This window comes from Chlorogloeopsis sp. ULAP02 (genome assembly GCF_038404745.2).
Taxonomy (GTDB): domain Bacteria; phylum Cyanobacteriota; class Cyanobacteriia; order Cyanobacteriales; family Nostocaceae; genus Chlorogloeopsis.
In genome coordinates this window covers 67,634-85,820 of the sequence record NZ_JAYKTT020000069.1, presented here as the reverse complement: position 1 = coordinate 85,820, position 18,187 = coordinate 67,634, and the positions used below count along the sequence as shown (strand labels likewise).

The window sequence follows — 18,187 nt, the reverse complement described above, 5'->3', positions numbered from 1 at the left end:
AGTCATTAGTTAATTAGTTATTAACAACTAATAACTAATAACTGATTATTCACAACTTTTGTTTCCATCACAAGTCTGGGGACTATGTGTTTGAAAAGCGCCCCCAGTTACAGATCCACCTAAAATCCGGTGAATATGGTTCTAATAATACCTAAGACTGTACCTATAGGATTAAAGATAGTACCTATAGAATCACCAGTTTTAGCTGCTCCAGAGCGGTAAACTACTACAACATCATTATTGCGGAGGATGGGATTGGTTTTGTCGTTAATGTCAGCAGAAAAATCCATTTTTACTTTACGTTTGGTAACAGAACCATTCGGATTGAGACGGATTAAATCTACAGCAGAACTACTTGCTCTGGCATCATTAAATCCACCAGCCGCCAGCACAGCTTGATTCAAAGTACTATTAGGCAGAAGTTGTAATCTGCCTGGAGTTTTAACTTCCCCGACTACACCAACAGTAATTGTTGCTGGAGATAAAGTAGTTTGAGCTATTTCTTGAGATTCTGCTGCATTTAGTGCGGTGGCAGTAGCAGTGGGAATAACTACTGTATCTCCATCTTGTACGATTATGTCTTGATTAATGTCACCCTCTCGCAATAGTTTCCACAGATCAACATTAATCGTTTGTTCTGTACCAGTTCTTGTTGGGCGACGGACTACAATATTACGGATGTTAGCTTCTGGCCTAATTCCTCCAGCTAGTTGAAGTGCTCTTGACAGAGTTGGCTGCCCAGAGGCAACAGTTGCACCGACTGTGCCACCAGCAGTATCAGTAGCCCCGCCATTATCTCCAGCTCCTTGGGTGACAAGATAGGTACCTGGACGGTAAACTTGACCAACTACTGCTACTGAACGAGGCCTGGTGGGATCGGCTGCAAAGCTAGCAGCAGATAAATTACGGGCTTCTGCTAAATTTAAAGTAGTTGCTGTTGGTACAAAAATGGTGTCGCCGTCCCTTAATGTTACATCCTGTGGCAACCTGCCTGATTGTAAGTAATCTCGCAAATCGAGACTGACTATTTGCTCTGGCCCGCGTCCAAGCTTCCGTCGTAATTGTACTCTAGTTACATCTGCTGCTTGAGTAACTCCCTGAGCTGTTGTCAGCGCAGCCAATAGAGTTGGATACTGCACCCCAGGATTATCACCCGCACCTCCTTGTAAACTGAGGGCATAAGCTCCTGGACGTGTCACCTCTCCTGTGACGTTGACATTGATGGGACGAGGTGAGAGTAGATTGACTGAAATCAAAGGACGCTTGAGAAAGCGAGAATATCTTTGCGAAATATCGTCAGCGGCTTGTTCTGGTGTTAGTCCTTCAACTGGCACGCTACCAATCAACGGTAGGTTAATTGCTCCACCAGGAGGAACTGTATATTCGCCTGTATATTCAGGAACTTCAAATACATTGACGCGAATGCGATCGCCGCCACCTAATGTATAGTTGGTGTCTATTTGTGTAGACGTAGGTGAGGGAATAGATTGTGGAGCTGGAGCTACAGGTTGTGAGCTTGGAATTACAGGTTGTGAGGGCGGAACTACAGGTTGTACAGGTTGTGAAGGTTGGAATATCGGTTGTGAAGGCGTAGTTGTTGGTTGTGTAGGTCGAAATATCGGTTGTGAAGATGGAGCTATGGGTTGTACTTGTTGAGCAAAACTAGCCTTAGGAAAAACTACGGAGAAAGCTGTTAACAATACCAGACCTAAAACCGGCTGGCTGATAATTTTAAGCAAACAAGCGTTGAGCATACAGTCCTCACACTACAACCATGAACTAAAGTGTTGTCTAATCAATCAATATATTGACTATACTTAAGTACTTGAGTTCCTCAATAATCTTATTTTCCGAAAAAACCGTGTTTCTCAGGATAATAATTATATATTGGAATTGAATTTTTAGTGAAGTTCGTTTAAATAAGTCTCCTGTGAATACAGTAAAATCAAAAAATATTTGTGCCAATCATAACATTTATCTGTACCTGTCTACATCAAAAGTTCAAGAAGTAGCAATACGAATATTTACTGAATTTTCATCTGTGATGAAAAACTGCTTGACCTTAATAGCTTTCATTTCTAAGTTAAAGTAAAAATGAGTAGCTAATACAAGTTTTTGTTAGCGTTGATGTGCAACACTCATGCAACACTTATGCAACACGGGAACACTATGTGCTTGTAATTTTGTGAACTTACTGCAAAAGTTTATGCAAGCATCGATAAAGATATACATGTTAAAGTTTAATGAACTAAAGTTTTTTGTTTTTGAATTTGTTGGATAAAAAACTCTTCTAGAGAAGGACGAAACAATTTCATTGCCAAAATTCTTCCACCCATAAGATTAAGACTGGCAACAAAATCATACATATCTCCTTGCAATTCACCTTCCCAAGAAGTATCTGGCTGAAATTTTATATTAGGAAGCCATTTTTGCAGAATTTCCCAGTCGCCACCTTGTCCTTGAACTTGATAGGTGTCACAAGTTCCAAGAAGTTCATTAAGAGAACCAGAGCAAATTAATTTACCTTGGGCAAGAATGGCAACGCGATCGCAAATTAGTTCTACCTCACTAAGCACATGACTGTTGAAAAAAATTGTTTTTTCAGCAGCTTTGAGCGACAGAATAATCTCTCGCATTTGGCAACGTCCGACTGGATCTAAACCAGACATAGGTTCATCCAAAAATACTACTTCTGGATCGTTAATTAGTGCTTGTGCCATACCTACACGCTGAAGCATACCTTTAGAGTAGCGACGCATTTGCTTTTTGCGAGCATCAGCTTGAGATAAGCCAACTAAATCCAGCAGTTCAGGAATCCGTCGGTTTTGCAGGCTTTTTGGAATTTGGAATAGCCCAGCCGCTAGCTGTAAAAATTCCCAACCAGTTAAATAGTCATAAAAGTAGGGATTTTCTGGTAAATAACCAATTCGTTGCTTGACAGCGCGATCGCCCAATGGTTTGCCTAACAACAATCCTCGACCAGAAGAAGGACGAATCACCCCTAGTAATAATTTTAACAATGTGGTCTTCCCAGCACCATTCTGTCCAAGCAATCCAAAGGTCTCTCCCTTGTAAACTACTAAAGAACAGCTTTTGAGAGATGCGACTTTTTGATTTAAAAACAAACCCGTACTGTATACTTTTCGTAATTCGGACGTAAGAACCACTGGGGGTCTATCTGGTGTATTCGTTTCCAAATTGGCAATGTCTACAATAGACGTCATTTGAATGTGCTTGTGTTTACAGATACATACAATATATTATTTAATTAAGTATAGGTTTGTAAATAAATCACTCGTAGTCTCAATTTACTGCCAGTGTTTTCATAGTACACTCTGCCAATCTAAACAGCCATTTTCATTGTATTTAAGGGTTATTACTCATTATTAATACACAAAAAATTTAATATTACTAGTATACTACGCCACCACAAAATCATAAAATATGTATATTTTTCTACTATTTTATTAAATGTATATTTCAAATAATAGTAATTTTTATACAGAGAGTTTTAAGTACAAGTACTAGAGATAACAAATCTTCTTAAATCAATACGATGATTGATGTCAACATTCATCTCAAACACTTAATTTATTAAAGTCTATAGTTAAGCAAAGATTATAAAGTCACCCTTTATATAGTCATCAATTATTTATTTAGTTGAGTTTCAAGATTGAGGAATAATGACTGCCGCCATTGGTACACTACCCAATGGCACTAAATATTTTCAATTACTGCAACAAGTGAGGGAGAGAAATTCATGAGTAAGTACGACAGAATATTTAACTCAGAAGAGGTTTTAGAGGAATCACTGACTCCGGAAGAAGCAGTGGCAGCGATCGCAGTTGTCACAGCAGTTGCTGATTCTTCTTTAGAAAAGGTAGATGCAGATTTTTTGGTAGATATCCTTTGGGGATTCGAGATTTTTGAAGAATATTCAGATGACGAATTGTTAGAAATAGTTGATAAACTTATATCTCTTGCGGAAGATGAAGGAGTTGGGACGCTGTTTAATACTGCTTATGAATGTTTAGCAGATGAATTAATTTTGGATGGTTTTGCTGCGGGAGTGAGTGTATTAGTAGACGAGGAAGAATTAAAAATCCCTGAGAGTAAAATAATTTTGCTCAAAAATTTACAGGAAGGTCTAGAAATTGAGAATGAAGAGGCAAAAGAAGTAATAGAGGAAGTAATTAACTCTTTTGAAGAAGTAGAGGAAGAAGATGCCGACGACGAATATGAAAGAGTTTTTGAACAAAACTATAATCAGGAAATATATGAATCGCCTTTAGGTAACTTTACAGTTATAGTCCCTGTCAGTCTCCAGCAAGGTGGTAGAATTGACAGTCAAGAAGGAGCAGTCAGCTTTTCTGATGACTTTGGTACGTTACTGAGAATTGATTATTATTCTCTACCATCTCAAGAATTTATCCAAATTGATGCTGTAGGACAAGAAGAATATCTGCGATCCATTCTTCTAAACAAGTATGTGCCGGGTGTAATCGCTGCTAATTTACCAGATGCTTCTGTCGGTTACACCGAATATTTGCCAGATACACTAGAGGGTGCTTACTTTACATTGATTGATATGCCTGAAGGTTCAACAATTTCAAAGACACAAAACAATGGCACTGCTGTGAGGTTGAATGCCTACCGAGGCTTGTTAGCATTTATATACGGAGACTTTTTGTACATTGTCAACAGCCAGCATAGTTTTTTTGATGGCGAAACCCCTGATTCTATCAAAGAAGAAGCTGAGGAATTTAAACGGAAACTTCTGAATTTTATCAACACTATAACCTTTACATAATTACAAACAATCTGCTAGAGGGCGATATTTAAGAAATATTTACCTCTGGAGGTGTACAAGTATTTAGTGTAATAAGTGATTTTTATAACTTGACTTATGTCTCCCCAATTTTTCAGAGAGTACAAAGCTGCTTATCTTGCTACACTACCCAATAACTAGCATTCTCACATCTGCAATTACACAAGAAATGACGGAGGTAGCCATTATGGCAAAGTACGACAAAATATTTAAATCCGAAGGGGCATTGAAAGAACCACTGAGTTCAGAAGAATCGGTTGCAGCGATCGCTGTTGTGACTGCGGTAGCTGACTCTTCCTTAGAAGAGGTGGATGTAGAATTTGTAGCCGATTCCCTTTGGGAACTTGAGGTTTTTGAAGATTCCTCGGATGACGAATTGATAGAAATGGTGGATAAACTTTTATCCCTTGCCGAAAAAGAGGGAGTAGGCGCACTTTTTAATACTGCTCGTCAATCCCTTTCCCAGGCGATGATTCTCGATGCTTTTGCTAGCAGCGTAATTCTCCTGGTAGATGAAGATGAATTACGGATTCCTAAAGGGAAAAAAAATTTACTCAAAGAAATCCAAAAAGGACTAGAAATTAAAGATGAGGAAGCACAGGAAATTATCGACGAAGTACTTTCGAGCTTTGAAGACTTAGAAGAGGAAGAAGAAACATAAGCAACAGAGATTATTTAAGCTTCGTTAGCAAGTTCAGTTTACTCAACTGGACTTAGTGCTCATTGTTTTGAAAAGTGAGCCTACCTTGACCAAAAAAGTCTTACAGTTTCTTTAGCAAAATTTTTACTGGTGAAAGGATAACTAGCACAATCAGGCAGAAGGCAGAAGGTACAAAGTTTATAACATCGATTTTTCAGCCTTCTCAAACGGTATGTTCATTTCCGTCGTGTTGTACTAGCAAATATGTTCTTATAGCTTAGGGGTGATTTTACCAATGCCCTAATAGAGCAATGGTCATAATCTGTTATGTCAAAATCGCCCCACCCATTAATCGTTCATACCGATATTTCAGTTCTTCTTTCATTAGATACCAACGCTCTATAGTTGCATCTATTTGTATAATTTTTTCTGCTGCTTGCCGCGCTAAAATTAAGACTTCTTCATCTTCTACTAAACTTGCTAGCGTAAAATCTGGCACACCAGATTGCCGAGTTCCTAGCACTTCACCAGGGCCACGAAAACGCATATCCATCTCGGAAATAAAAAAGCCATCCTGAGACTGTTCCAATACTTTTAACCGTTGCTGTGCATCTGGACTTCTAGAACTGCTCATCAACAAACAGTAGGACTGAGCAGCACCCCTGCCAACCCGCCCTCTTAATTGGTGTAACTGAGACAAACCAAAACGCTCCGCATTTTCTACGAGCATCACCGTAGCGTTCGGCACGTCTACACCTACTTCAACAACAGTTGTAGAAACCAATATTTGAGTTTCGTTGTCGCGAAATTTATTTATCGCCTCATCCTTGTCTGCTGAACTCATCCGACCGTGGAGTAGCCCCACCCGAAACTCTGGAAAGATACTTTCTTGTAGCTTTTTATGCTCTTCAACTGCTGATCGCAAATCCAGTTTTTCAGATTCTTCTACTAGCGGTAAAATGACATAAGCTTGCCTTCCCTGGGCAATTTCCCTACGGATTAAATCGTAAGCGTTTTGGCGTTGCTGACTCGTTAGCGCCGTTGTTTGAATCTTTTGTCGTCCCGGTGGCAATTCATCAATCTGGCTCACATCCAAATCCCCGTGAATTGTCAGTGCCAATGTTCGGGGAATAGGTGTTGCCGTCATTGTTAAAACATGAGGTTGCTCGCCTTTTTGCTGCAATCGCGCCCGTTGTTCTACGCCAAAACGGTGTTGCTCATCAATTACCACCAAACCCAAGCGCTGAAAGTTGACAGGATTTTGAATTAGAGCATGAGTCCCCACCAACAAAGGCAATTCTCCCGTTTCCAACTGAGCGTGAATTTCTCGCCTTTTCACTGTTTTGGTCGATCCTGTCAGTAATTCTACTGGCAAATGCAGTAAATTAAACCAACTTACTAACTTGCGGTAGTGCTGTTCTGCTAATACTTCTGTAGGAGCCATCAGTGCTGCTTGATACCCAGATTGAATGGCAGCAAGAATGGCAACTACTGCCACAACTGTTTTCCCAGAACCAACATCACCCTGTACTAAACGATTCATCGGTACTGATTTTTGCAAATCGGTGAGAATATCGTTGATGACTCGTTGTTGAGCGTTGGTAAGTTGAAAGGGTAGTATCTCGTAAAATCTTTCTAGTAGCTGTCCTTGAGGAGCAAGTATGGCGCTGGTTTGAATTTGTTTTGCTCGATGCTGACGTTGCAGTAAACCTAGTTGTAAGTAGAAAAACTCATCAAATACTAAGCGACGACGGGCAGGTTGAAGAGTGTCGCTGTCTGGAGGGAAATGAATATTGGCGATCGCATCCTTCAATTCCATTAACCCATACTTCTCCCGTAATCCACTCGGCAGAGGATCTTTGAGATGAACCGTAGCAGCTAAAGCCGCAATCACCGCCTGCCGCACTAAATCTGCGCCTACTCCTTCCGTTAGAGCATAAATTGGCACTACCCGTCCGATAGTTAATGAGTCAATCGTATCGCCTGGATGAGCTAAAACTTCTAATTCTGGATCTTCGAGCGTCAGACCGTATTTACTTTCTTTCACTAAACCACACGCTGCCACAATACTGCCAACTGGGTAGCGACGTTTCAAACTTTCTTGCCAAGCACGACTGCTAAAACGCGTACCTGCGAAAAAACGACTAATTTTGAGCCGACCAGTATTATCCCGCAGCAAAAGTTCCAAGATTGTTAATTTCTTATTCTTCGGGCTAGTAAAGCAATTACAACTCTTGACTTTTGCCACTATCGTCACTGTCTCGCCCGCCTGCAATTCGCAGATATTTACTTGACGAGCATAATCAATGTGGTCGCGGGGATAGTAAAATAGCAAGTCACGCACAGTATACAAACCAAGACGTGCTAATTTCTCAGCTTTTCTCAATCCAATTTCTGGTAAATCCCTGAGTTTTTGGTCAAGTTTTGGGGCAAGAGTGCGACTGACTTCAGCAACAATTTGGGATCTGGAAGAAGACGCAGAGAGAGGGAGACGGGATGAAGCTTGGGAAGACGTGGAGACAACCAGACGCGGTGAGGAAGTCGGAGTCTTGGACGCCACTTCCTTCAAGTCGGTAGAGTGCAAGGGCGGAGTGGCTCCGTTTTCCGTCGAGTCTGTTCGTCCGAAGGACGTGCCGGAGGCATCACTTCCGTACGTCGGAGGCGTTCCCGTAGGGTACCCGGAGGGAGACGCAAAGAGAAAATTCCCCGTGTCTTTGCGTCCCCGCGTCTGGGTGTCCTCTTCATTCCCCTTCTCCTCTTGTTGTTGCAGTTGATATAAATACCTGCGAGTGTTTGCGACTAAGCTTTGCCTATTTTCTAATTTCAGATTTGGATAGCTAGCAAACTGAGTTGCTAGTTCTTGCCAGCGCAGACGCTCAGTGCTTGGTAAGGCTGTTGGGAATTTACCGAAAGTGAGGGTGAGAAACTCACTAAAGCGATATTGTTTGCCTACCAAATCAGTGAAGCCTTGTTCTGCTTCTATCGCTAGGGCTTTTTGCAATCGTATCCAATCTGGTTTGTCAGTAGTCATTAGTCATTAGTCAGTAGTCATTGGTCATTAGTCATTTAACTTTGGACAAAGGACAAATCAATGACTAATCATCAAACCAACTAGCACGCCATGCTGCTTCAGCTTGAGCGATTGATCGCTCTCGCTGTTTTTTTTGATAGTCCAGCCCAATTTTGTTAAGTTGAGCAATTATACTGCGGATCTGTTTGCGTTCAGACGAAACTTTTGTGTCGGCAAATTCAATTTCCCCAAGCCGCAGGTTAATAGCCATAATCTGTGTCAGAGTCGATTCTTCTGACTGCTTTTCACTTTCAATTTCAATCACCAAATTGAGAAGGTTGGGTGGCCCTGGTACAACTTCGGCAGATGCTTCTGATACCGCCACAGCCGCTTCTAATATTGGTTCAGGCAATTTCTTAGGTAAAATCCCCGCTTTTTGTAACAAAAGATTAGCCTCACGAGAAACTCTTTTGAGGGTGTCTTGGGTAGATCTCTCAAGATACTGTTGCCATTTCATCAGTTCTACTGGATTAGAGGTATTTGGCGTCACAAGAGTTTTTGAGATTAGGGCAGGAGGAGAGACTGCTTCTAAAAAGAGGGTATCAGCAACACTATCTTCCTCTATTTTCTCCACTTCTTCAACTTCCTCTACTTGTTCAACTTCTTGTGCTTCTGTTGTTTCTCCTGCTCTTATATCTTCTTGTTCTTCCTTTGGCTCTGGTTGCTCATCCTCATTTTGAGTTAAAGCTATTAACTGCTCAGTTGCCTGTTTACCCAAATTACGGATACCCTGTTGTAAATTTTGCCGCTTACTCAAGCTCAATTTCAAAAATTTTTCAGGATACCCTTGAGTACAAAGATGATAGCTAGCCAGAATCAGTTGCTGTTGTAAAGCTTTTCCTAAGCTGGTTAGATAACTGGCATAAGCAGTTTGGAGTTCTTTTGCGATCGCGGCTATCGTCTCTTCTAAAACTGCAATATCCCGCTCTATTCGCTCAATTGGTCTTACCATATCTTCTCGTTATTGCCCATTTGAACCAGAATAATTTGGTACAAATGTACACCTACATTGTTAGCTTCACTATACTAAAGGATTTTAGATTTTGGTTAGATGTACTGTTAACGAAAGACAGGTCAAGCAATTATGATTGACCTGTCTTTAAATTAATTACTGAGGTAGCAACAACTAACAACTGAAAATTATTTGCCACTCATTTGTGCAGCTACTTCTTCCGCAAAGTTAGTTTCTTGCTTTTCAATTCCTTCACCGAGAACGAAGCGAACGAAGCGACGTACTTGGATGTTTTCACCAAGTTGAGCGATCGCTTGTTTAACTAGTTCATCTACAGTGATACTTTGGTCGCGAATATAAGGCTGATCCAGCAAAGTCAATTCCTTCAGGCGCTTTTCAATTCTTCCTTGAACAATTTTCTCTTTGACTGCCTCAGGTTTGTTGCCCAAGTCATCTCGCCCCATTTCAATTTCTTTTTCTTTGGCGACAACATCGGGTGGAATGTCTTCTACTTTCACATACTCTACATTCGGACAAGCCGCAACCTGCATAGCCACGTTCCGCACCAGAGTTTGAAACTCCTCGCGGCGAGCAACGAAGTCAGTCTCGCAGTTTACTTCAACTAGCACACCTACTCTACCGCCAGTATGAATATAGCTGCCGATCAGTCCTTCTGCTGCCACTCGATCTGCTTTTGCTCCAGCTTTGGCAATACCTTTCTTGCGCAGCCATTCTTCGGCTTTTGCCATATCACCATCGTTTTCTTTCAGCGCTTTTTTGCAGTCCATCATGCCAGCGCCTGTTTTTTGGCGTAGCTCTTGGACAAGTTTTGCAGATATTTCCGCCATTTTGCCTCAATTCCTACTTGACTGACAGTTGTAATTGCTCTCGGATTTTGAGTCTTGTTTCAGTTAACAGTAAACAGTAATCAGTTTTCAGATCATAGCTTCTCACTGGCAACTGCTAACTGATAACTGACTACTCTTCTTCTTCGTCGTCGGGAATCAGCGAATCAGTATAGTCGCTTTCTTCGTAATCGTAATCTTCTTCAGCACCTTCGTAGTCTTCGTATTCCTCTTCTACATCCAACTGACCGTGACGCCCTTCATAAATTGCGTCTGCCAATTTGCCGACGATTAGCTTAATCGAGCGGATGGCGTCGTCATTTGCTGGGATTGGAATATCTACGACATCTGGATCGCAGTTTGTATCCAACATGGATACAATCGGTATCCCCAATTTAATACATTCTTGAACTGCGTTGTATTCCCGTCGTTGGTCTACAATCACAACCACATCTGGGACTTTGCGCATGGTTTTAATACCGCCCAAGTATTTCTGGAGCTTCGCCAACTCCCGGCGTAACATTGAGGCTTCTTTTTTTGGCAACAAGTCGAGAGCGCCGCTTTCTTCCCGGCGTTCTAAGTCTTTGAGACGGTCTACCCTCGTTTTAATTGTTGTCCAGTTAGTGAGCATTCCGCCCAACCAACGCTGGTTAATATAATGAGCGCCACAACGAGAGGCTTCTTGGGCAATAATACCAGCAGCTTGCCGCTTAGTACCAACAAAAAGAAACTTTTTGCCCTGTTCAGCTTGCGATCGCATATAAGTATATGCTTCTTCCATCAACTGAGCAGTCTGCACCAAGTCAATGATGTGTACTCCGTTGCGAGCGGTGTAGATGTAGGGAGACATTTTTGGGTTCCATCTCCGGGTTTGATGACCAAAGTGAACCCCTGACTCCATCATTTGAGCCAATGAAACAACTGGCATATTTTCTCAACTCCGATTCGGGTTAAACCTCCATCCAGGCGTATTTCTTTGTCAGAAACACCCGAAATCCCAGATGTGCGAGATTAAAGAACCATACTAGGGTAACATAAAAAATGCTGAATGATGAATTACAGTACCACTCTTAATTTCATAGTTCATAATTCACAATTCACAATTCATAATTTAGTTGAGCATAAGCTTCATACACGCCTTTAACGTTGTACCAGTTCAGAAAAATCCGAGCAATTTCTAGAGCTAGTTGGGGTTTACCTAGATTAATCAACCATCGCAAAAATGGAGCCATTGTGCGTTCATTCAAAGTACCATTAAGCGAGAGAATTCCCCATAGTAAGCGGTGTAACCAAGTCATTTGAATCATCATTCGCACTTCCCAAGTTGGGTGCTTTTGATAAAACAAAACTCCCATGCGCCCCCGTTGAATTTCTTTGTCAATTAAACGGGGAATTTGCTCTAAGTCAAAGGGTGGATGCCAGTGATAGCCAACAGCGGCAGGACATTTAATTAATTTCAAACCCAGGTTTTTGAGTCTTACACCTAGTTCTAAATCTTCCCAGCCATAGAGTTGAAAGCAAGTATCAAAAAGTCCAGCTTTTTCTAACCAATACTTGGGAATAGCTACATTACCTGTTGCAAAAAAAGCTGCTGAAAAATCTGTGACCTTATATGGTTCAGAGGTGGGATTGTCAAAATTACAAGTATTAATCACCGCACCATAAGTGAAGAAGCGATCGCTTCCCAAATTTTTTTGTCCTTCCACTAAGGCATCAGCATGAGCTTGCAGGAAATTTTCTGTGACTACCAAATCGCTATCTATAAAGATAATAATATCTCCCCGTGCTTGCTCTACTCCCAAGTTCCTTGCACCGGCAGGCCCTTGATGGTCTTGCTGAAATGTTCGCACGTGGGGAAACTCGTCTTTGTATTCTGCTAACCACTCCAATGTGCCATCAGTGGAGCCGTCATCTACTAAGACAACTTCATAATCACTCACTGAACTCGACACGCTCAACTGTTGTGCCTCCAATGCTTTGAGACACTTTTCCAAAATCGGCTTGCGATTGTACGTAGGAATAACGACGCTTAAAAACACAGTCTCACTCACAACACTATTGCCCACTTCTAAGATAGGACAACCTGGATACAAACACTGTTCCTTTACTAAATCTAGCTATGGAGACTATCTAACTTTGGTCATCACGCCAGAATTAATAACTGGCGATGAGGATAAATTCTGGGTAATGCACAAAACATGATTTTTTGGGAAATTATAAATAATTAATATATTTTCCTATTTTGAAATATTGTTTTTATTTTTTACATATAAAATTTTCTATTTTTTTAATCTATCTTGGAACTTTTTATAGTAAATAGATAAACTTAATATTTATTTAATCAATTAATAATCTATTTTTAATCATTTAAATTCTCTTCAATTAACCGCTACATAATCTATTCTTAATATTTATTTTTTAAATTATAGTTTGTCGATAATTACATTCTTCTTACATACATATTGATTTGTCTGTATTGACCTAAAAAGATTGCTTGGTTCTATCAGTTAGCAAAATCAGGCAGCAAATAATGTTGATTTAGATTTCGCTATCACACTTAGGTTTTTTTGAATTCTTTAAAGGCTAAACTTCAAATCAGCTTTATGGAGATTGGCAAGTTTAAAAACAAGATTGAATCTTCAGACTTTGTAGATATTGCATCTCAAATCTGTGTCCTATTTATTGTTTAGGCACTAATTTGTATAGCAATCGTTCCCTGCTGAAATTCGATGATTTAAGTTATCAAAGATTGACACTAGGCTTTTCCTAATAGATGTTGAAACGAGTAATATCTTCAATTTCTCGACATAATATTTTCCCCAGAAAATAAATAGTAAATCTCTCAATCTTATATGGAGTATTCAGAATGAAAGGTTCCCTTCATCCTAAAAACGATGTGACCATCAATCCATCCGGTAATGAATCAATCCGTGATGTAATTGAACGTTTCAGTATGAGTCGTCGGCGATTCATAATTACGGCGGCGAGTACATCCGTGCTTACTGTCATGGGTGAAGTTTCTATTGGTGGCTTTCTCCACAGTGTTGAGGCAGCGCCGATTCCACCAGGACAAGGATTTGGTGGCATTGGCTTCAAGAGTATCCCACCGAATCTGAACAACCCAGCTACTGGACTTCTAGAAAAGGATCTTGTTAGTGTTCCTGAAGGTTATAAGGTTGAAGTACTTGTTGCCTGGGGCGATCCGATTATGCCTGGCGCACCAAACTGGCGATCAGACGCTTCACAAAATGCTGCTGCCCAAGAAAAGCAGTATGGTATGCATACTGATGGGATGCATTACTTCCCACTTCGGGAACGAAGCTTTTTTGGCAAGAAGCGGACTTCAAATCGTGGGCTTCTGTGTGTGAACCACGAATATACCCATGAGGAAATCCTTCATCCTGATGGTCTTACTTTCATTCCAGCAACGGAAACTGCGCCTCAGTCCGGTTTACCTGGATCGCAAGTCACGATTGAGAAGGTACGCAAGTCTCAGGCTGCTCACGGCGTATCTGTTGTGGAGATATTCAAGACTAGCAATAGCTGGAAGTTTAACCGTAATTCGTCCTATGGTCGCCGCATCACCGCTAATACAGAGATGTACGTTTCTGGCCCCGCAGCAGGCGATACACTTTTGAGATCAAAGAAATTTTCAATCACGCCAAACGGCTCGATTGACATCGGCATACTAAATAATGGCTACACGGCATACGGCACGATCAACAACTGCGCCCACGGCTACACTCCTTGGGGTACTTACCTAACTTGTGAAGAAAACTGGAACGGTTACTTCGCTAACCCTACAGAAGATATAGTTTCCATTCCGGGAGTTGAGAAGTCCGATATCCTGACAGGACAAAAACGCTACGGCATCTCGAAAACAGGATTCGGTTATCGATGGCATGAAGTCGATCCACGCTTCGATGCCAGCACAAATCCACTTGAACCCCATTTGTTTGGTTGGGTAGTTGAAATCGATCCCTACAACCCACAAAGTAAACCAGTAAAGCGTACTGCGCTTGGTCGCTTCAAGCATGAGAGCGCTCAGGTTGTTGTGGATGACAATAACCATGTGGCTTTCTACATGGGCGACGATGAGCGCAACGAGTATATTTATAAGTTTGTTTGTGCCAGACCTTTAAATCAGTTCAGTCGCGATGCCAATAGCGATATGCTTGATCATGGTATCCTATACGTTGCTAAGTTTAAGGATGATGGTACTGGGGAGTGGCTTCCTTTGGTATATGGTCAAGGCGGATTGACACCTGAGAACGGATTTAGAAGCCAAGCGGAAGTGCTTGTCAAAACACGCCAAGCAGCAGATCGAGTTGGTGCAACGATGATGGATCGACCAGAGTGGGTTGCTGTGCGTCCCCGAATTGGCGGATACCAGGAGATTGAAGTCTACTGTACTTTGACAAACAACAATCGTCGCGGAACTACTCCAGCCTCTTCTAACAAGCCTGATGGCACAACAAACGCAGGCAGCGCCCGTCCTCCGGTCGATGCTGCCAACCCTCGTCCTGACAACCGCTACGGTCATATTATTCGGTGGCGTGAAGATGGACGTAGTGTTAAAGCCGCTACTTTCTCTTGGGATCTTTTCGTTGAGTGCGGTGATAAACTCGATCCAGATCCAAATCATGTCGGTAATATCAATGGTGACGACTTTGGGGCTCCAGATGGTCTGTGGTTTGATTATTTCGGTCGCCTCTGGATACAGACTGATCAGGAGGGTGACGGTTTGGGTGATTGGAAAAATATCGGTAGTAACGTGATGATGTGTGCCGATCCCAACACTAGACAGATCAGACGTTTTTTGACTAGCCCAACGAACTGTGAGGTAACTGGTGTAATCACTACACCCGATGGTAAAACTATGTTTGTTAATATTCAGCACCCCGGCGATGGTGCAGTTGCTTCAAATCCCACACAGTTCAGTAACTGGCCTTACAGTCAAGGATATGGCCCGTCCGGACGCCCCCGTTCTTCAACAGTTGTGATTACGCGCAAGGACGGCGGCATCATTGGTGGGTTGTAATCGTTTTTCTTAGAAAACTAACGTCAAAATGTAGATTTGTTTTGCGATCGCTTTTTCAAGCCAGTCATATACCGTGGAGAATTGTCTATCAAACTCTACGGTATTTTTTTGTCTTTTTTGATTGTTCTTTTTTCAGAAAATATGATTTTTTGCTTTTATGAATTTGGAGAAGAGTAAATTAAAACTAAAAATAATAGTGTTCTTTTCTGACTTGTAAATAACTAATTGCTTAACTATTGCAGTTCTAACTAGATACATGACTTCTTTAAGAAGTCGGATATCTACACCTTGCTTTATATAAAAATAGTCACTTTATGATGAAAATTTAATAAATATTTGTGCGTGGTTGTAATCACCCAAAAATAAACTAAAAGCTTTATCGTGTATATATTTTAGGTAAATTACTACTAATTTTATTGATAACTAAAATATGTAGTGATGAATTGTATATAATAATCACTCACTCTTTGCTTTTTTAACTGGAGAAACTGATGGGTCGTGCCAAAAAGGTTGTACTGGCATATTCTGGCGGAGTAGATACATCTGTATGTATTCCCTACCTCAAGCATGAGTGGGGTGTGGAAGAAGTGATTACCCTAGCAGCAGACTTGGGACAAGGAGATGAGTTAGAAGCAGTTCGAGAAAAAGCCTTGAAATCTGGTGCTAGTGAATCTCTTGTCGTGGATGTTAAAGAAACTTTTATCAAAGATTATGCCTTTAGCGCTATTCAAGCTAATGCGTTGTATGAAAATCGCTATCCTCTAGCAACAGCTCTTGCCCGTCCGCTGATTGCTAAGGCATTAGTAGAAACCGCAGAAAAATATGGTGCTGATGCGATCGCTCACGGTTGTACTGGTAAGGGTAACGATCAAGTTCGTTTTGATGTCGCCTGTGCTGCCCTCAACCCTAATCTGAAGATACTCGCACCAGCTAGAGAATGGGGAATGAGTCGTGAGGAAACTATTGCCTATGGGGAAAGATTTGGCATCCCAGCACCAGTTAAAAAATCTTCTCCCTACAGCATTGACAAAAATTTATTAGGGCGAAGTATTGAAGCTGGTTTATTGGAAGATCCAGCATTTGAACCACCAGAAGAAATTTATGAGATGACTAAGGCGATCGCCGACACCCCAAACGAGCCAGAGTACATTGAAATTGGTTTTACTAAAGGCATTCCTACTAGCCTCAACGGCGAACACAAAGACTCGATCAAGCTAATCGAGCAACTCAATCATTTGGCAGGAAATCACGGCGTTGGACGCATCGATATGATTGAAAATCGTTTAGTAGGAATTAAATCGCGGGAAATATACGAATCTCCCGCAATGGTAGTCTTAATACAAACACACCGTGATTTGGAAAGTCTAACTTTAACGGCAGATGTTACCCACTACAAGCGGGGTATTGAAGAAACTTACAGCCAATTAATTTATAACGGTTTGTGGTACAGCCCTTTGAAAGCAGCCCTTGATGGGTTTATTCAAAAAACGCAAGAGCGAGTGTCTGGAACTGTGAGAGTGAAGTTATTTAAGGGTAACGCTACTATTGTTGGGCGCTGTTCCGAAAACTCTTTGTACACTCCTAACTTGGCAACTTACGGAGCCGAAGACCAATTCGATCATAAAGCAGCTGAAGGCTTTATCTACATTTGGGGTTTGCCTACCCGCATTTGGGCACAGCAAACTAAAGGCTAGGAGCTAGGGGCTAGGAAATGGACGCGGGGACACGGAGAGGATATTTCTCCCCCTCTCCCACTCTCCCTCTCTCCCTCTCTCCCCCTCTCCGACTCTCCTAATCCCTAATCCTTAGCCCCCAGTTGCTCTTGCCGAGCTTCCAACCATATTGGGATCGCAATTACAGCTACAAGGATGAGTAACGCAGCGATCGCAAATTGACTCACCCAGGCAACTAATTGTTCTAGGGAAATAATTCTGCCTGCAAAGAAAGCAAGCGTTACCATCACACTAGCCCAGACGCTGGCTCCTAGGAGGTTAAAAAATAAGAATTTTCCAAATGGCATTTCAGCTATACCAGCCAGTGGAGCAGCAAAGATTCGCAATAGGGCAAAGAAGCGCCCAAAAAACACTGCTTTTGCCGCATTTTCACTAAATTGTTCTTTGATATTTAAAAGTCGCACTTCCGATATTTTAAACAGGCTGCCAACTCGTACAAGCAAAGGCCAGCCGCCAATTCTACCAATCCAATAACCGCAAACTCCCCCGATCGCCGCTCCTGCGATCGCGTCACCTAGAACTAGCCAGTAACTTAGTTCGTGGCTACCAGCCAGGAAACCGCCCACTAATGTTACGGTTTCACCAGGAATGGGAATACCCAAATTTTCTAACAGAATTCCCAAAAAAACTGCCCAATAACCATATGCATGGGCAATTGCTTGGATATTTTCTAGCGAGATGAATTCAACAGACATTCAGCACCGCTGCCTTTACAAATTTTTACTTTTACTATAATCTTGTCTCCTTTTTAGTTAATGTGTCAATCCAAATCTACGATACAAGGGATAAACTGCGATTTGATCGCAAGTAAAGCTAATAAAACCTGAGAACCCCTATTCAGAAATATTCTCACTGAACAGAGTTCTTTATTTGGTAAAAATTTTTAATCTTCTTAAGTATTATTACTAGTACTTAGCATAAAATTTGTTTTTTAATTTACCCTAATTTTAATAGTTCGTACAATATTAGATAGATTTACTCTCCAAATTTGGATCATAATTTTTTAAAATTGGTATTATTAACAACAAACATTAGGATAATGTTAGTGGTAATCGGATACCACATAGTTATACCTACT

12 protein-coding genes are annotated in these 18,187 nt (G+C 41.3%); 4 read left to right on the top strand and 8 right to left on the bottom strand.

Going from position 1 to position 18,187, the window contains the following annotated elements:
• Positions 1 to 119: 119 nt before the first annotated feature.
• The gene (locus U2718_RS24135; RefSeq protein ID WP_341993449.1) at positions 120 to 1,754 is read right to left on the bottom strand and encodes a polysaccharide biosynthesis/export family protein; all 1,635 of its coding nucleotides are present in this window, start codon (positions 1,752 to 1,754) and stop codon (positions 120 to 122) included.
• Positions 1,755 to 2,240: 486 nt separating this feature from the next.
• Positions 2,241 to 3,224: an ABC transporter ATP-binding protein gene (locus tag U2718_RS24130; RefSeq protein ID WP_341993448.1), complete on the bottom strand. Its 984-nt coding sequence runs from the start codon at positions 3,222 to 3,224 to the stop codon at positions 2,241 to 2,243.
• Between the two features lie 536 nt (positions 3,225 to 3,760).
• On the opposite strand from U2718_RS24130, the gene U2718_RS24125 reads away from it, so the two are divergent.
• Together U2718_RS24125 and U2718_RS24120 are read left to right on the top strand one after the other, a co-directional pair.
• Positions 3,761 to 4,810 carry a hypothetical protein gene (locus U2718_RS24125; RefSeq protein ID WP_341993447.1) on the top strand — a complete coding sequence of 350 codons (1,050 nt, stop codon included), beginning with the start codon at positions 3,761 to 3,763 and terminating at the stop codon, positions 4,808 to 4,810.
• Between the two features lie 205 nt (positions 4,811 to 5,015).
• Positions 5,016 to 5,489 (top strand): hypothetical protein, encoded by a 474-nt coding sequence (locus U2718_RS24120; protein WP_341993446.1) that lies wholly within the window; start codon positions 5,016 to 5,018, stop codon positions 5,487 to 5,489.
• A 304-nt stretch (positions 5,490 to 5,793) separates the two neighbouring features.
• On the opposite strand, the gene recG is transcribed toward U2718_RS24120, so the two are convergent.
• From recG to U2718_RS24095, 5 genes are all read right to left on the bottom strand, one after another.
• On the bottom strand, positions 5,794 to 8,499 hold the full coding sequence (gene recG, locus U2718_RS24115) for an ATP-dependent DNA helicase RecG (RefSeq protein WP_341993445.1): 2,706 nt from the start codon (positions 8,497 to 8,499) through the stop codon (positions 5,794 to 5,796).
• Between the two features lie 64 nt (positions 8,500 to 8,563).
• Complete coding sequence (locus U2718_RS24110) at positions 8,564 to 9,490, bottom strand: hypothetical protein (protein WP_341993444.1); 927 nt, start codon at positions 9,488 to 9,490, stop codon at positions 8,564 to 8,566.
• 188 nt (positions 9,491 to 9,678) lie between these two features.
• Complete coding sequence (gene tsf, locus U2718_RS24105) at positions 9,679 to 10,338, bottom strand: translation elongation factor Ts (RefSeq protein ID WP_341993443.1); 660 nt, start codon at positions 10,336 to 10,338, stop codon at positions 9,679 to 9,681.
• A gap of 130 nt (positions 10,339 to 10,468) precedes the next feature.
• Positions 10,469 to 11,263, bottom strand: a complete 795-nt coding sequence (gene rpsB, locus U2718_RS24100; protein WP_341993442.1) for a 30S ribosomal protein S2 — start codon at positions 11,261 to 11,263, stop codon at positions 10,469 to 10,471.
• A 169-nt stretch (positions 11,264 to 11,432) separates the two neighbouring features.
• Positions 11,433 to 12,401: a glycosyltransferase family 2 protein gene (locus tag U2718_RS24095; protein WP_341993495.1), complete on the bottom strand. Its 969-nt coding sequence runs from the start codon at positions 12,399 to 12,401 to the stop codon at positions 11,433 to 11,435.
• Positions 12,402 to 13,201: 800 nt separating this feature from the next.
• On the opposite strand from U2718_RS24095, the gene U2718_RS24090 reads away from it, so the two are divergent.
• Positions 13,202 to 15,376, top strand: a complete 2,175-nt coding sequence (locus tag U2718_RS24090) for a PhoX family phosphatase (RefSeq protein ID WP_341993441.1) — start codon at positions 13,202 to 13,204, stop codon at positions 15,374 to 15,376.
• Between the two features lie 491 nt (positions 15,377 to 15,867).
• Positions 15,868 to 17,070 (top strand): argininosuccinate synthase, encoded by a 1,203-nt coding sequence (locus tag U2718_RS24085; protein WP_341993440.1) that lies wholly within the window; start codon positions 15,868 to 15,870, stop codon positions 17,068 to 17,070.
• Positions 17,071 to 17,174: 104 nt separating this feature from the next.
• Here U2718_RS24085 and U2718_RS24080 read toward each other — a convergent pair whose 3' ends face one another.
• The gene (locus U2718_RS24080) at positions 17,175 to 17,804 is read right to left on the bottom strand and encodes a DedA family protein (protein WP_341993439.1); all 630 of its coding nucleotides are present in this window, start codon (positions 17,802 to 17,804) and stop codon (positions 17,175 to 17,177) included.
• Positions 17,805 to 18,187: the final 383 nt, after the last annotated feature.

What these genes read in the sequence shown, in the direction of transcription:
- U2718_RS24135 (WP_341993449.1), bottom strand. Translation starts at nt 1,754, where the DNA reads ATGCTCAACGCTTGTTTGCTTAAAATTATCAGCCAGCCGGTTTTAGGT.
- U2718_RS24130 (WP_341993448.1), bottom strand. Translation starts at nt 3,224, where the DNA reads ATGACGTCTATTGTAGACATTGCCAATTTGGAAACGAATACACCAGAT.
- U2718_RS24125 (WP_341993447.1), top strand. Translation starts at nt 3,761, where the DNA reads ATGAGTAAGTACGACAGAATATTTAACTCAGAAGAGGTTTTAGAGGAA.
- U2718_RS24120 (WP_341993446.1), top strand. Translation starts at nt 5,016, where the DNA reads ATGGCAAAGTACGACAAAATATTTAAATCCGAAGGGGCATTGAAAGAA.
- recG (WP_341993445.1), bottom strand. Translation starts at nt 8,499, where the DNA reads ATGACTACTGACAAACCAGATTGGATACGATTGCAAAAAGCCCTAGCG.
- U2718_RS24110 (WP_341993444.1), bottom strand. Translation starts at nt 9,490, where the DNA reads ATGGTAAGACCAATTGAGCGAATAGAGCGGGATATTGCAGTTTTAGAA.
- tsf (WP_341993443.1), bottom strand. Translation starts at nt 10,338, where the DNA reads ATGGCGGAAATATCTGCAAAACTTGTCCAAGAGCTACGCCAAAAAACA.
- rpsB (WP_341993442.1), bottom strand. Translation starts at nt 11,263, where the DNA reads ATGCCAGTTGTTTCATTGGCTCAAATGATGGAGTCAGGGGTTCACTTT.
- U2718_RS24090 (WP_341993441.1), top strand. Translation starts at nt 13,202, where the DNA reads ATGAAAGGTTCCCTTCATCCTAAAAACGATGTGACCATCAATCCATCC.
- U2718_RS24085 (WP_341993440.1), top strand. Translation starts at nt 15,868, where the DNA reads ATGGGTCGTGCCAAAAAGGTTGTACTGGCATATTCTGGCGGAGTAGAT.
- U2718_RS24080 (WP_341993439.1), bottom strand. Translation starts at nt 17,804, where the DNA reads ATGTCTGTTGAATTCATCTCGCTAGAAAATATCCAAGCAATTGCCCAT.